General features: G+C 59.1%; 12 protein-coding genes and 5 pseudogenes. 13 read left to right on the plus strand and 4 right to left on the minus strand.

Annotated elements, in window-relative coordinates:
* The first annotated feature begins 148 nt into the window (after nucleotides 1–148).
* Nucleotides 149–1,990 carry a secretin N-terminal domain-containing protein gene (locus IVA87_RS14730; RefSeq protein WP_247334019.1) on the plus strand — a complete coding sequence of 614 codons (1,842 nt, stop codon included), beginning with the start codon at nucleotides 149–151 and terminating at the stop codon, nucleotides 1,988–1,990.
* Here the strand turns inward: IVA87_RS14730 and IVA87_RS14735 are convergent.
* Both IVA87_RS14735 and IVA87_RS14740 read right to left on the minus strand, forming a co-directional pair.
* A pseudogene (locus tag IVA87_RS14735) lies at nucleotides 1,957–2,164 on the minus strand (transposase domain-containing protein); the annotation flags it as partial. The gene IVA87_RS14730 and the pseudogene IVA87_RS14735 sit on opposite strands and share 34 nt — an antisense overlap.
* A 58-nt stretch (nucleotides 2,165–2,222) precedes the next feature.
* A pseudogene (locus IVA87_RS14740) lies at nucleotides 2,223–3,494 on the minus strand (IS256 family transposase).
* On the opposite strand from IVA87_RS14740, the gene IVA87_RS14745 reads away from it, so the two are divergent.
* The 9 genes and pseudogenes from IVA87_RS14745 (at nucleotide 3,493) to IVA87_RS14785 (ending at nucleotide 10,062) form a co-directional block, all read left to right on the plus strand.
* Entirely contained in the window at nucleotides 3,493–3,777 is a 285-nt protein-coding gene (locus IVA87_RS14745) for a hypothetical protein (RefSeq protein WP_247334020.1), read from the plus strand. The pseudogene IVA87_RS14740 and the gene IVA87_RS14745 sit on opposite strands and share 2 nt — an antisense overlap.
* A 71-nt stretch (nucleotides 3,778–3,848) precedes the next feature.
* Nucleotides 3,849–4,166, plus strand: coding sequence for a hypothetical protein (locus IVA87_RS14750; protein ID WP_247334021.1), 318 nt, complete (start codon nucleotides 3,849–3,851; stop codon nucleotides 4,164–4,166).
* A 290-nt stretch (nucleotides 4,167–4,456) separates the two neighbouring features.
* Nucleotides 4,457–4,820 (plus strand): annotated as a pseudogene (locus IVA87_RS14755) (IS66 family transposase zinc-finger binding domain-containing protein); the annotation flags it as partial.
* 728 nt (nucleotides 4,821–5,548) lie between these two features.
* Complete coding sequence (locus IVA87_RS14760) at nucleotides 5,549–6,211, plus strand: hypothetical protein (protein ID WP_247334022.1); 663 nt, start codon at nucleotides 5,549–5,551, stop codon at nucleotides 6,209–6,211.
* Nucleotides 6,208–7,194 carry a FliM/FliN family flagellar motor switch protein gene (locus IVA87_RS35380; RefSeq protein WP_247334023.1) on the plus strand — a complete coding sequence of 329 codons (987 nt, stop codon included), beginning with the start codon at nucleotides 6,208–6,210 and terminating at the stop codon, nucleotides 7,192–7,194. The genes IVA87_RS14760 and IVA87_RS35380 overlap by 4 nt, the downstream gene beginning before the upstream one ends.
* Entirely contained in the window at nucleotides 7,191–7,853 is a 663-nt protein-coding gene (gene sctR / locus IVA87_RS14770) for a type III secretion system export apparatus subunit SctR (RefSeq protein WP_247334025.1), read from the plus strand. Before IVA87_RS35380 ends, sctR begins: the two co-directional genes overlap by 4 nt.
* Complete coding sequence (gene sctS, locus IVA87_RS14775) at nucleotides 7,850–8,110, plus strand: type III secretion system export apparatus subunit SctS (RefSeq protein WP_247305821.1); 261 nt, start codon at nucleotides 7,850–7,852, stop codon at nucleotides 8,108–8,110. The genes sctR and sctS overlap by 4 nt, the downstream gene beginning before the upstream one ends.
* Nucleotides 8,111–8,188: 78 nt before the next feature.
* The gene (gene sctT, locus IVA87_RS14780; protein WP_247305819.1) at nucleotides 8,189–8,998 is read left to right on the plus strand and encodes a type III secretion system export apparatus subunit SctT; all 810 of its coding nucleotides are present in this window, start codon (nucleotides 8,189–8,191) and stop codon (nucleotides 8,996–8,998) included.
* 5 nt (nucleotides 8,999–9,003) lie between these two features.
* Complete coding sequence (locus IVA87_RS14785; protein WP_247334027.1) at nucleotides 9,004–10,062, plus strand: EscU/YscU/HrcU family type III secretion system export apparatus switch protein; 1,059 nt, start codon at nucleotides 9,004–9,006, stop codon at nucleotides 10,060–10,062.
* 270 nt (nucleotides 10,063–10,332) lie between these two features.
* Here the strand turns inward: IVA87_RS14785 and IVA87_RS14790 are convergent.
* A pseudogene (locus IVA87_RS14790) lies at nucleotides 10,333–10,595 on the minus strand (hypothetical protein); the annotation flags it as partial.
* 67 nt (nucleotides 10,596–10,662) lie between these two features.
* Between IVA87_RS14790 and IVA87_RS14795 the strand changes: the two are divergent.
* From IVA87_RS14795 to IVA87_RS14805, 3 genes and pseudogenes are all read left to right on the plus strand, one after another.
* Nucleotides 10,663–11,214, plus strand: a complete 552-nt coding sequence (locus IVA87_RS14795; RefSeq protein WP_247334091.1) for a hypothetical protein — start codon at nucleotides 10,663–10,665, stop codon at nucleotides 11,212–11,214.
* A gap of 424 nt (nucleotides 11,215–11,638) precedes the next feature.
* Nucleotides 11,639–12,127, plus strand: a pseudogene (locus tag IVA87_RS14800) (aldehyde dehydrogenase family protein); the annotation flags it as partial.
* A 438-nt stretch (nucleotides 12,128–12,565) separates the two neighbouring features.
* Nucleotides 12,566–12,697 (plus strand): MFS transporter, encoded by a 132-nt coding sequence (locus tag IVA87_RS14805; RefSeq protein ID WP_247334029.1) that lies wholly within the window; start codon nucleotides 12,566–12,568, stop codon nucleotides 12,695–12,697.
* 412 nt (nucleotides 12,698–13,109) lie between these two features.
* Here the strand turns inward: IVA87_RS14805 and ald are convergent, their stop codons facing one another.
* Nucleotides 13,110–14,222 carry an alanine dehydrogenase gene (gene ald / locus IVA87_RS14810; protein ID WP_247305810.1) on the minus strand — a complete coding sequence of 371 codons (1,113 nt, stop codon included), beginning with the start codon at nucleotides 14,220–14,222 and terminating at the stop codon, nucleotides 13,110–13,112.
* Nucleotides 14,223–14,578 lie beyond the last annotated feature (356 nt).

A 14,578-nucleotide genomic window follows, 5' to 3' on the forward strand; every position in this document is an offset into this window, starting at 1 on the left:
GCCAAGCGTCCGCTGGCATGCGTCGGAGCCCTCCCTCTCGGCGGGGAAACCGCAAGCACGTAGCTTTGAACTGCTGGCACAGCCGCCGACTCGGCCGGTCACCGCCTCGGTGGAGCGGCGGCTGCCGGTCACCCCCGATAGCACTCGCGTGAGCCTCGACTACGCAAATGCCGATATTCGGCAAGTTGTGATTGACGTCGTGGGCGAGATTATGAGCATGCCCGTCATCATCGATCCGGGCGTTGGGGGAAAAATGACACTTCGGACCTCGGGCAAAATCCCCGTGAGTGATGTGCCGCGATTGCTCGACCAAGCGCTAGCACCGTACGGCTACGGACTGGCCGTGGTTGACCGCGGAGTTCGGGTGGGGCGCTTGGTCGACCTCGCCGGCGGAGTACGAAGCGATGTTCAAGTGATTCCCGTTCGCTATGTCGATCCAGCCGACGTCATCAAGGTGATCCGACCAAACGTCGAGGAGAGCGTGCGTCTGACACCCGCGCCGGGAGAACAAGGTATTGCCATCAGTGGGCCGCCCGGCTCGGTGAGTTCCGTGCGCGAACTCATCGGTTTACTTGACACCGATGCTATGGCTCACAAATCCTTTGCGCTATATACGCTGGCTCAGGCGAGTCCGGCCGCGGTAGAGCGAGAACTCAGTTTCTTGTTCAACCAGAATGACCAGGGCAGAGTGCGCGTTCGGCTTGCGCCACTCGAGCGGCTGAACGGCATTCTTGTGGTAGCGGACGACCCTGCGGTACTTCAGCAAGTTCGTCGGGTTATCGCCAAGCTGGATAAGACGTCGGCGGCGGCGGCAAACGTTCACGTGCGTCCACTTCGGTACCGAAGGGCTACGGAAGTGGCGCAGGTACTAGCACGAATCTTTGGCGCTCAGCCGCCCAGTGCCATATCTCGCGCGCAGCCCGCGGGAGCGTTTGGAAAGTTGTCAATCGGAAGCGCATCCGATCGATCGAGTTTGCCCCTAAACGTTCCCGGCCTGTCGGACGAAAGATCAGATGCGGCCGCGTCAACAACGCAAGCAAAGGACGATGCGGTGGTCTCCGCAGTCAGTCTTGGCCTGTCGGCGCCGGTCCGGATCCAGGCGGATCCCAGCCAAAATGCACTCGTGATCTTAGCAACGCCGAACGACGACAAAATCATCGAAACCGCAGTTCATCGGCTTGACGTCAAGCCGCGGCAGGTCCTGATCCAGGTCATTGTCGCGGAGGTGCGGTTGAGCGATCATTTGCGATACGGTGTCGACTATCTTCTCTCCTCTCTGGATTTGGGTGCCGTTCCACAAGGTGGTTTGTCCTATGTGTTCCCAAATAGGGATGTCAACGTTGTGCTACGCGCGCTAAGTGGCCTCGGGGACGTCAAGGTCGTATCGGCGCCACGTATTCTCACAGTTGACAACCAAACCGCGACAATTGAAGTGGGCGATCAGGTTCCGGTCCTTACGCGATCCTCACAATCCACGCTAAGCCAGAGTTCATCAATCGTGAGCGACGTCGAACTGCGCGACACGGGGGTCATTTTGGCTGTAACACCTCGCATCGGCGCCGGGGGTAGCGTGACGCTCGACACCTTTCAGGAGGTCAGTACGGCGAACAAGAACACACTGACCAACGTCCAATCCCCGGTCATTTCGGTACGTCGCCTCCAAAGCACCGTATCGACACGAAACGGTGATACGATCGCGATCGGCGGTTTGATGCAGGATAGCACCAACCGGATGGATTCTGGGGCTCCCGTGCTGAAGGACATTCCGTTGTTGGGGCCTCTATTCGGCAGCACGGAGCACGCCAAGGACCGAACCGAGCTCTTGGTGTTACTGAATCCTCGGGTGGTTGAGAGTGGCGCCGATGCGCGGGCTTTGACTGAGGAACTGCGGGAGAAGTTCGAATCGCTAGCCCCCGATCTCGGCCGCCACCTGACGCCCCAACGTGGGCGTCGTTCTCAGGCCACGGCTTTGGGGGCTTGGGCGCGGTAGGCGCAGGACAGAAACTGTACGATGTCGCGGTTGGGATGTCCGTTGGTGACCTTAATCAGGACGCCAGAGTTACGCAAGCGGATCGACATCGTTAAGCTTGCAGGTCTCGACCAGGGACGCGACGACAGTCCAGTGTTCGGTCCCACCGCCGGATCCGGCAAGCGGCGCGTTTTTGTGGGGGATGTCCCGATCGGTGTTGAACTACGTGAGGCCGACGTTGCCGGAATGAATGTTACGCGGCCCTCGTCACGTGGCCAACTGGCTTGATTGTCATGCGATCGTGGTGAGCTTGAAGCCGCACGCAGAGCCGACAATTGCTTATGCGCCTTCAACGTCAGAAGCGCTTGTTGGCCTCGATCATGCCTGCCGCGACCCATCGCAAGGCCATGCGGGCATCCCGCCAGCTTTTGACGTTGCGCGTGGCGCGGCGAATGGTGCCGATCATGTTCTCGGCGATGTTGGTGCAGGCGAGCGATCGACGAAGTTCCTTCGGCAGCTTCAACCGGACGACCGTCAGGATTTCGTCGAGGCCTTCGAGGATGCTGGCCGCTACGCCGGGCCATTGCTGGTCGAGTCGACGCGCGAGATTGCGGATCAATTTTTCAGCCTTGTCGGCGTCATCGAGCTCCCAGGCCTGGCGCAGCACCCGACGGCTGGCCGCATGGTGCTCTTTCGGCAGGCGTTCCATGATGTTGCGCGCCTTGTGGATCTGGCAGCGCTGGATCGCAGCGGCCGAACCGAAGGTGCGGCGGATCGCCTTCGACGACGCCTTCGCGCCGTCGGCGATGAACAATCTTGGCACCGTCGGGTCGAGCCCGCGCGAGACCAGGTTATCCAGCAGGGCCTGAACCGTTGCGGCATTCTCGGTCGCCCCTTCCACCAACGCCAGCGGATGCTTGTTGCCTTCGCCGTCAACCCCGATCGCGGCGACCAGCACGAGATCGTCGCCGAGATGCAGCCCGTCGATTTGGACCACCAGAAGGTCGAGCGCGGACAGATCGGCAGCCATGAAGTCGGCCAGCCGCGCCGCCGACAGCGCCACGAACCTCCGCGAGGCCGCCGACTTCGACACCCCCGATCCAGGCGGTGCCGGCACGTCACCCTCGGGCAGCCGGACGGCGCGGCCGAACCGGCGCGTCGACACATTGATCAGCATCAGGTTCATCGCCCAGCGACCGAGCCAGTCCTCCTGCGCCGCCGTTTCCCAGCTCGGGATCGTGACCTCGCGGCCGTCCACGCCCCGGACCCGCGGGCGCTCGACCTCGATCTTGCCGCCGTGGAAGCCGATCCGTCCCCACGTTCGGCCCCAACGGTGCGCCCGCCGCGCCGCGTCGCGACCGTGGCGCGGCCCACAGGCAGCCGTGACATCCGCCTCCATCATTGTGCCGAGCGCCTCGATCCCTGCCGCAAGGCAGAACCGATCGAAGCTCGCCCGCACTTCTGCAAGCGCTTCGTCCACAGCCCCGGTCGCCGGCGAACCAGCCGGTGTGATATCTCTCGTCATGGCGTTGCTCTCCTTTGTGGAATCAGCACCCCGAGCCTACCGGCTCAAGGTGGGCAACGCCGACCTCTTCAGAAATTCAACAGAACCCGGGACATCCCCTCCAAAACGGCTCGTCATTATAGATACTGGGCAAGAGTTCCATGGATTCGCAAATGGAGAACCAATATCCTGGTTTGCTGCAGATAATTACAATTGGGGTAACGTGGAAAAGCCTGCTGACATTATTCCCGCGAAGGAGACAAAGAAGCTCGCAAAACTACCGACTAAATTCCTTCTGGTCTGACCATAGAATCCGGGAGTGTCGTCAAGGGAAAGGCTTCTTCGGCGCCTCCAAAGGCTCTCGACTTCGGGAAAGTGAAAATAGAAACGGAAGAGGAATTAGTTAAAAGAAAGGGTGCGGCGTATCTGCGCATTCCGACACCAGATCATGCGCGCCCCACCGATGCTGAAATAGATAAACTTGTATCGGAGTTGCGAAACGTCGCTCATACGGGTGATGTTCATTTGCATGTTCATTGCCGGGGCGGCATGGGGCGTACAACGCTGCTGATGACCCTGGCAGACATGTTGCACAATTCCGACAAAGTGCAATGTGCACAGATCATAGAACGCCAGGTAAGAAGCGGATGCCATTTCCTGGACGGAATGGCTCGCTTTAAAAGCACATCATGAGCATCAGATGTTCGATACATCCAGTTCCGGTATGCCGCCGACCGCGCCTCCCGGCAATAGGATGCCGTGAAATGGACCCCGCGTGGCGGGACCGCTTGAACCGGCTTCTTAGTTGGAAGCTGACCGCTCTATATTGAAAGCCATTCACCTTGGGAAAGCTAGGTCGCGTTGATGGCTCTAATCCAGAGCATCGCAGCGGCGATGTGTTCGCCGTCAGGGCTTGTGAGACAAATTGAACGGTTTTGCGGAGGGGTAGGATTTCTGGTTCATCGTAGCCGCCAAGAGCGAAGATGAAGCAGAAATCCGGACCGCGCAAGCGCCGGCAGAACAAGTGGTAAAGGACATTCGGCGCCAGACACGCGGGCAGTATTCAGCTGAAGAGAAGACCCGGTTGGAAGGGCTGCGGGGCGAGGAGAATATTCCCGAGCTGTGCCGGCGCGAGGGCATTGCCGCCTCAAGGTACTATGGCTGGTCCAAGGAGTTCCTCGAAGGCGGTGAGCGTCGTCTGGCGGAGCGTCTGGATGTGGTGCCGGCGAAGTTCCGTGTGATCGTCACGCGTCGTCCGAAGTACGCCTTCAGGAACGCGGACGGCGTCGTCAGGCGCCGGCGCCGGCCCATATCATTGAAGGAGGCATTCCGACGGAAGCGCGCCTTTCGACTCCGTACGGATCGGACACTTCGCTTCGATTAAGCTCAGCCACCAAAAAGATGGACCACGCCTCATCCGGGATCGCGGATACTCCGGACGAGCGGTCGCACTGCAAGCCATCGTGAACTGATCATAGCCATCCGGTATCCGCTTCGCTTGCAAGCATCATTGCTTTCCACGCACACGAGACGCCGGGACACTAACCGGCCCATCTGTCAAACGGCGCGACTGTTTCCAGTCAAGCCTCTGAATCGAAAATCGAGTCCATCTTAGTCGGCCAGCACTCCAAACATAACATGGCCTGCGTCTCACCAGACAAGCACGCCGCGAAGACCCTTGCCAGTCACGGGACGTCATGCCGATCAGCCGAATGTGTGAGTGACCTCCGAAAATAGCACAGGTCTCTGCTCATTCAAATCGGCCATCGGACGCTGAGCATGTTGTTCCTGAAAGGCATACCGTCATCAGCTGACCCCATATCGAAATTGTATTGGCTTCTGGTCGACCGTGAGTAGATGGAGAGGTGGATGCTACTCCGTTGAGCGGCTGCCTGCTCTTCTCCTAGGAAGTAGGTTCCGACAAATACGATCCTGGAGACGTTGGCCCAGTGAAAACTACTGTTGTGGTTCGGTAAGTCGCCGTGATGGTGAATGAAGTTTCCTGCCGAGCGCGTCAACGCGGCTGCGCCAGGTAACCCATTCCCATAGCGGCCAAACTCAGCGGAGGGAGTTGGATGCAACTAGCGAAAAGGGCTGCGATGTCGTGCATCACGCCATGTGACCGTTCAATTGCGGTGGCGGCCCCGGTGCCGACGTGCGTGCGTACCGGGGATATCGCTTGGTTCTCGCAAATGATCGAAGAGACGAACTTAGACGCTTGCGAGGGATCCGATCGCGCACCCAATTGCAAGGATTTCGACAATGATCCGCATGATCTGGCCGAAAGCGAAAGCGCCACGTCTTCTCCCTTGATTGCCGGTTCAATCATCGGTGCCATGCCGAGCCCTATACAGCGCCGGCTAGCGCCCGAAAAGCTGTCACGATCGGTTGAACTCGCCGAGTTGACCAGGAGGATCACCGAGCGCACTTTGGTCAGCCGCGACTATGCCGGCAATACTGGGGTGCAGATCATGCTGAACCGCGAATTGTTCGGCAATGCGCGTGTAATCGTCAGTTTCCAGCATGATACCCTGAGGGTTTGCATCGAATCCGAGCGGCTTTGGCCTATCCTGCAGGTACATGGCTATCCATTTGCGCGCGATTTGTCCGATCAGCTTGAAATGCGCATCCTGCTGGTCGTCGTCGCCTGCAGCTCAATATTGGACGAACAAGGCAGTAACCGGCGATCTCGCGCATTTGAGACGCTATTCTACTATAAAGTTGAGAAGGGCGCGTGATCGATCTAGCCTGCTATGGCCCACGTGAGGCTGCCGCCGTTTCGCGTCTTGCTACACGTCTGCCAGTCCCCTTCAACATCGCTGGCATCGACGTGGAAGCTGTCATGCCAGGCTCGACACCTCCGCGGCTTCCAGCGGATTACTGCCGGGCTTTGATGCGCCCACGCGGCCACAGGATTCGAGTCGCAATTGACTCGACGCTCCTTCCGGCGGTGGCTGTGCAACATTGGCCGGAAATTACCGCATTGCCTCCAGGTGACGGCCTGCGAGAAATCCTGTTCGACATTATCTTCCGAGATCTCGCGATCCAGGTGGAACAATGGTGTGGGCATCGGCCGATCTGGTCTTCGGCCGAAAGCACTGAAGGGTTTCCGTACGCATTTGAGATTCTTCGCTTGGAGCGTCCAAACGACATCCTCGGGCTGGTCGAATTCGATGGCAGCGGACTGCAATGGATCGCCGACTGCTGCTCTGGGCTTCCGGTCGTATGCGCCGCGCTCGATGATCTGTCCCTTTCTCTCGTTCTGCTGGTCGAGCGCCTCAGCCTTATCTTGACGGATCTGCATCAACTCGCGTCAGGTGACGTCATCCTGCTGGATACCACCCCGGTGGGCAATGACGGCATCATAACTGTTCTCCTATGCCTCTCTGGCGATCCTTGCTTTCGCGCCTCCATCTGCAATGGCCGCCTTACCGTCCTTTCAGCTGTGGACTGTATGATGGATAGACCGGATCCGCTCGCACCGGAAACCTTCGACAGCATTGACCTACCCGTTGATGTGGATGCTGGACGCCTGACCATGTCGCTTAGGCAGCTTCGCGAATTGGCTATCGGGCAGGTGCTGGATCTTGGTTTTGATGCCACTACCAATATCAGCTTGCGCGTCAATGGCCAGGTCGTCGCAACCGGTGAACTGGTGCGCATCGCCGAACGAACAGGTGTGCGCGTGCTGGACTTGCGATTAGCACGAGCAGAACGATGATGGAGCTGCCTGATCCCACGACGCTGATCTTCCTAATCGCAGCCATTGCGATCGCCCCCTTCGTTGCGATTACCGTCACCTCTTACGTGAAGCTCGTGGTCGTCTTTGGGCTCATTCGCAATGCCCTCGGCGTTCAGAACATTCCGCCGAACATGGCGCTGAATGCGATCGCCATCCTGCTCTCGGCCTACATCATGCAGCCAGTGGCCAAAGGTGCGTATGAAGCAGTGCGCGACAAGCCAATCGCATCCCAAGATCTCCGCGAACTAGGGACAACGATTACGCTAGCTGCTGAGCCCCTTCGCAATTTTCTCCTGAAGAACACGTCGCAACGGGAACGGCAATTCTTCGTCAATGCGACTCGGGGATTGTGGAGCAAGGAGGACGCCGCCGCCATAACGGGCAGCGAATTCATAATCTTGATTCCGACTTTCATCACATCCGAACTGGAGGACGCGTTCAAGATCGGCTTCTTATTGTTTCTGCCCTTTATCGTCATCGATCTCGTCGTTTCGAACATCCTTCTGGCAATGGGCATGATGATGGTTTCGCCAATGACCATATCCTTGCCATTCAAGCTGTTCCTGTTCGTTGCCGTGAACGGGTGGCAGCGCCTAATTCATGGCCTCATCTTTTCCTACACGGGAGCAGCACCATGAATACCGCCACACTCACCAACATCGCCATTGGCGCGCTCAAGCTGACACTTGTCCTGTCGATGCCCACAGTCCTCGTCGCTACGGGCGTCGGACTGATCGTTAGTGTTGTGCAAGCTCTGACCCAAGTTCAGGAGCAGACACTCTCCTTCGCGGCGAAGCTGATATGCGTGAGCCTGATACTGGTCGCGACCGCGAATTGGTTCGGCGAACTAAACCGGTATACGGTGAACATCTTCGACCAGATCGCCGGGATCTAGGCTAAGGCTCCAGGGACTTGCTCGATTGCCTCCCACCGCGCGGCACGCAACAGGAGCAATCGCGCCAGCTGGCTGTCCATGGCTCGACCAATCCATGCCATGTCGCCACTTGATCTGGCTCATCTGCATACTTTCCTTGTTGTTCTTGCGCTTGCGATGGCGCGCGTGACAGGGATCATGCTGGTCATGCCCTTTCTGGGACGCGGCATGGTGACAGCGCTAGCGCGCAACGGCATGATCATGGCATTGGCGCTCCCGATAATGGTGTTTGCTTGGACAACGAGGCCTGCGGATCTCGACATCACACGTCTAACACCGATCCTGGGCCTGGGGCTCAAGGAACTCTTGCTCGGGTGCCTCCTGGGCATGCCAGTTGCCGCTACTATGTGGGGTGTGGAAACCGCGGGCACGTTCATTGACCACCAGAGGGGGGCCACGATGACAAGCCTCTTGAGCCCGGGAAACCTCAATCTGGACTCGCCGCTTGGGACCTTCCTAGCTCAGCTTTACGCTACTTGGCTGTTCGTCAGCGGCGGCTTTTCCAAACTATTAGAAGCGCTCTATCGCTCCCATGACATCTGGCCGCTGTGGAGCTTTCATCCTGCATTTGGTCCGGCCTTCGTCACCGGTATGTTAGATCTTGCAGACCTCGTGATGCTGCTGACATTGCTTCTCGCCGGTCCAGCCATCGTTGCGATGTTTCTCAGCGAGTTGGGCTTGGCTCTGGTCAGCCGGTTCGCGCCGCAACTGGAGGTCTTCTTTCTCGCCATGCCGGTCAAGAGCGCAGTCGCCCTTCTGCTGCTGATTCTATCGCTCACGATTGCTTTGGCCAATGCCGACAAGCATATGCCGTCGCCTTTCGCGATCGTCAATCGCATCGCTAGGTGATTGTCGTGACCGGCAGAAAGACCGAAAAGCCGACCCCCAAGAGGCTGCGGGACTTGCGCAAGAAGGGACAGGTTCCGCACAGTAAGGAAGTCGTGTCGGCGGCCGTGACCCTTGGGTTCTTCGCGCTGTTCTTCGCCTCTTTGCCTGGCCTAGTAGACCGACTTAAGGCAACGATCCTGTTGCCCGTACCGTTTATTGAAGAGGACTTCCTAATTGTCAGCCGACAGCTACTCGAGTTTTATTTCGGTGAAGTACAAAGTATGGTCGCACCTTTCCTCGGCATCGTCCTGGTCCTTGGCGTGGGCGCTAACCTGCTGCAGAACGGGGCGATTTTCTCCCCCGAGGCTGTCACACCGTCGCTGAAAAAGCTGAGCCCCGGTGAGAACGTCAGAAGGATAGTCTCGCTGCAGAATCTCGTCGATCTGGGTAAGGCGATCGTGAAGGTGCTGATACTCGGCCTCGTCATAATGCTTGTGCTGCGCCAAGGTGTGCATGCGCTTGTGTGGACGCCGAGCTGTGGCATATCGTGCCTAAGTGCCGTGACGGGTAACCTGCTGCTCGGGATTGCTGGTTATGTGGGGGCGAGCTATCTTGTGGTGGCAATTGCGGATTTTGCGTTCCAGCGATGGCAGTTCACGAACAAGAATTTGATGTCGCTGGACGAAGTGAAACGAGAAGCTAAGGAAAATGAGGGCGACCCTCTGATCAAAGACCGACGCAGGCGCCTCCATTCGCAATTGTTAGCCAAGGACGCGATTGAGCAGTCGCGTAGAGCGACCGTGTTGATCACCAATCCCACACATATTGCAGTGGCGATCTACTACGATCGGCAGCGCACCCCCCTGCCCATGATCGATGCCATAGGTACCGATCGCTTGGCGCAGCAAATGATTGATGCCGCGGCCGCTGCGGGGGTGCCGGTGATGCCAAACATTCCGCTAGCGCGCGCGCTCCTGAAGGACGGCCTGGTGGATGAGTATATTCCATCGCACCTGATTGTACCTCTCGCGACGGTTCTGCGGGCGCTCGAAAAACTGGCGGCTGAGACCGGTTATCGGTCCTGACTTCAGCTTGATGGTTGCTCGCAGTTTTCAACAGCCCGAAACATGCCGCCGGTGCGACGGATCTGCGGTTCTTGTAGCAGCCATAGGCAAGAGATATTGCTTCATAACGAACATCTATTTGTTCTGGAGATTGCGAGCCTCTATCTTCACGTACGTGGGAAAGGAATGGGCGCCGCCCAATGCGACGGTCCCATCGGCCTCGACGTCTTGCTGCCAAGATGCACGTCGACGCGAGTGGGCTCTCTTGGAGAGCCCCTCGACTCATACATATCAACTTAAGCCGGAATAGTTGATGCTCTTCGCGGTCACTTGAACATTTATTGGCCATAGCAGCGTAGCTATGACAGTGACGGTAGCGAGATGCTTGCGGAAGCCTAGCGTTGCGGGTTGTCACGCGACGAAACTACTTCAGTTTGCCTAGACAGCACTCGACGAGGTGACGCTGCGCGGAGAGATGTTTGTCGACTGGGTGCTTCAGCGACCGAAAGGCGATCGTTAGGAAGAACGGCTCGCGCGCCTTTGTCGGCGGCAGCCCGGATGATGATCGTCGTGCAGCAATACGAGGACTCATCCAGTTTGTCGCTTTGCAGGAGGTGGATCATGAAGGGTATTGACGAACGCGGCAAGGCGCCGATCGTGGCATATGACACTGACGAAGTTGACAGCGCGGACGATTCTCCCACTCGGCCAGCGATTGACCTCGAAGGAGCCGGCCCATCCCATTCTGCCGTGGAGCAGACACGTTCTGACCCTCACGGATCAAATGCTGGTGCACTGCCTGTTGAGGGACGCGGCCCTCATCTGACGCTGGACGTACTCGGTGTGATTGCCGAGCAGCTCAGCCCGATCGATCTGTTGATGACGTCGCGGGCAGGTCGCCAACTGCGTGATGCCGCCCAGCTATCTCCGGAGCTTCACGAAACGCGCCAGAGAGCTATCCGGGTTCAATCCGTCTGGGACAGGGTGACGACGCCTCGCCCAGGCATCGCGGATCGCTTTGGTGCGCTGATAAATTCCGGTGCGATCCGAACGCTCGCGCCCAACGTCAATTGCCTGACCAGGGGGCAGCAGGAGCACCTCGTTGCACTCGCCGAAGGGCTTAACGACCCCGAGCAGCGCGTCTCCGTCATAGAGGACCTCGGGGCACGCTAGGAAGAGCTTGCGCCCACGCTCCAAGGGCGCCTCGTTGCCCTCGCCGAGCAGCTTAACGCTCCCGAGCATCGCGTCTCGGCCTTGTTGGGCCTCGGAGCGCGCGCAGGACAGCTTACGCGCGCACAGCAGGAGCGCCTTGTTGCCCTCGCCAAGGGGCTTGACGGCCCCGAGCATCGCGTTTCCGCCATCGAGGGCCTCGTGGAACACATCGGAGACTTTGCGTCCACGCTGCAAGAGCGCCTCGTTGTCCTCGCCGAGGGACTTCCGGAGCATCGCGTCTCGGCCGTGTGGAGCCTCGGATCAGGCGTGGCAAGGCTTTCGCCCGCCCTCCATGAGCGCCTCGTCGTCCTCACCGAGGGGCTTGACGACCCCGAGCATCGCGCCCAAGCCCTGGCGAGCCTCACGGGCGTCGGAGAGCTGACGCGGCGCCATCACGCCGTGGAACTTCCCCAATTCGATGATCACCCGCAAAGTATGGCCGGCGCGCCCGCCGCAGGCTGCACGGCGGTGCTGAAGCCAACCAGCATGACGCCGCTCTCGGCGCTTGCGCCCGCGTCCCTCGCTGAGAAGGCCGGCGTGCCCAAAGGTGTCTTCAACGTCATCACCGGAGATCCGCGACCGATCGGCGAAGTTTTGTGCGAGCACGCGGGCGTCCGCTTTGTCGGCTTCGGCGGCTCGAGCGAGGTCGGCAAGATCCTCTACCGTCGGCCTGAAGAAGCTCGGTCTCGGCGTGGGCGGTAAGGCGCCTTACGTGGTGTTCCACGACCCGATATCGATGCCGCCATCGAAGGCGCCATCGTCTCCAAATACCGCAACATGGGCTAGACCTGCGTCTGCGCCAACCGCCTCTACGCACAGGCAGGCATCTATAAGGATTCGTGCGGAAGCTCTCAAGGTCGCGGCGATAAAGATCCGCGAGGCTGCGGTTCGTGCCAGCACACTGTCCATGAGCGGCGCGATCGCGACGGTTGTGCTCAGTTTCATAATTCGCTCTTGACAGCCGCAGCTCTGGTTTTGGCGGGCGCCGTATGGACGTGGACGCTATTCGACATTGGCGTGCAGCTCTACGCCCCGCGCTGGTTGCGGGCCAATCCGTTGCGCTTGGTAGGCTGCGTTCTCTGGGGGCCTCGCAGTTGGCAGTTTGGGCTGAGGGCGCCTCACCGATGCCATCGCTTTCGACATCACGCTGCTCGTCTCTGCCGGACTGATGCTGCTCTTGCCGCTGCTTGGGCGCTGGCTGCGCATGCCGACCATCACCGAGCGCGGGATGACGCCGACATTCTTGCGATCCTAAGGTGCGGCTCACGCTGACCACCGGAACGGCCCACTGGTAATTGAGCTCGACTATCGCGTGGCCTCAGAAAATGAGCGAGCGTTCCACAACCTCATGCAGGACGTGCAGCTCTACCGGCAACGCAACGGCGCCTATGGTTGGTCAATTGCGCGTGATATCGCCGCCCCCGAGCTGTGGACCGAGTGCTAGACTGGCCGACATGACTCGATATTTGCGCCAACGCAACCAGTCGGAGCGCGCATTAGGCGAGAATGCCATGGCTTTTCATATCGGGCCTGAGCCCCTGCGTATCCGTCGTATGCTGGAGCGTCCGCTTGGGTCGGTACGCTGGAAAAATAATGTGTTCGACCGCGCCGCGAGTGAGCTCTAGCTGCTGGTTGAGCGCGCGGCGCAGGCACTAGCTGTCGTCCGTTCCATCGCACCCGCATTCAAAGACCTCGGGCACGTTGACGCCCTTGCGCTTGGCTAAGCCTTCGCCGTCAATCAAGTTGGGTAGAGGACTTCCATCTCCGAGCTGTCGCTCATACTCGGCACACAAAAAGGGCCACTCTGATGAGCGGCCCAAGTCTGCGACGAAACGTCCCGTAGGGGACCTCTAGGATCAGGCCGCGGCCTGTTCGATCGGCGAGAAGGGAAGACCAAGGCTCTCGGCGACAGCCTTATAGGTTAGCCGGCCCCGATAGACATTTAGGCCTGCGCGCAGATGCGGATTTTCGAGCACAGCTGCAAATCCTTTACTGGCGAGAGCCAAACCAAAAGGCAGCGTAGCGTTGTTGAGTGCCTGGCTTGAGGTGAGCGGCACAGCTCCCGGCATGTTTGCGACACAATAGTGGATAACGCCATCCACCTCATAGGTTGGATCGGCATGTGTCGTGGCCCGCGATGTCTCGAAACATCCGCCCTGATCGATCGCTACGTCCACGATCACGGAGCCTTTGCGCATCGAACTCAACATACCGCGGCTGACCAGTTTCGGCGCGCTCGCGCCAGGAACGAGGACGGCACCAATGACAACATCCGCCGCAAATACCTCTTCTTCAACGGCCTCAATCGTCGAGAATCTGGTACGTACTCGCCCTTCGAACAGCTCATCCAGTTCGCGAAGCCTGGGAATCGAACGGTCGAGGATCGTGACCTCAGCACCCAAGCCTGCCGCCATCCGTGCAGCGTGAGTGCCGACAACGCCCCCGCCGATCACCACAATGCGAGCGGGTGGCACGCCCGGTACCCCGCCGATCAGCAGTCCCCGCCCGCCCGCGTACCGCTTCAGCGCCGCACCCGCGGCTTCAATCGCAAGTCTTCCCGCAACCTCGCTCATAGGGGCAAGCAGTGGAAGGCCACCGTGCGCGTCGGTCACAGTTTCATAGGCAATTGCGGTGCAGCCAGACTTCATGAGGCCCTTCGCCTGGTCCGGATCCGGAGCCAAATGCAGATAAGTGAAGAGGATCTGGTTTTCTCGAAGCTGCGTCCATTCGGAGGGCTGTGGCTCTTTGACTTTCACGATCATTTCGCTCGACGCGAATACCTCGCGAGCAGAGGTCGCAATCGTCGCGCCAGCCTTGCGGTAGTTATCATCTGTCGCGCCAATCCCGGCGCCGGCGTTGCTCTCGACCAATACGCTGTGGCCAGCTGCAACGTATTCGCGGACGGCCCCAGGCGTCAGGCCGACGCGGTATTCGTGCGTCTTAATTTCCTTGAGAATACCGACCTTCATTTGCAATCTCCTTGGTGAGCAGTTCGTTGTAATCGGAAGAGCGGTACAAACCTGCGAGGCGAGAAGCCAAATAGCGCAGTAATCCGGCGATCTGCCCCGCCTGCTTGCAGGATTTCGAACAGACGACCGAAGACCGCCGAGTTGGCAGGGATGCTACCACAGGGTGGCAGGACCTGATGCGGCACCGGCAGCCAAACCGGGCATTCGTGATCAGGATTGGTCTACGCCGGACTGGATCGACTTCTTCGTTGTTTGCCTCATTCGCAACGATGCTCGATTCGCTAAGACGAGTGGCGCTTGCGAGGGTGACCCGCGGGTTCATCAAAGATGGATCGGGTTTTTCAAAGGTTTGCGGA

This window comes from Bradyrhizobium sp. 147 (genome assembly GCF_023073935.1).
GTDB lineage: Bacteria > Pseudomonadota > Alphaproteobacteria > Rhizobiales > Xanthobacteraceae > Bradyrhizobium.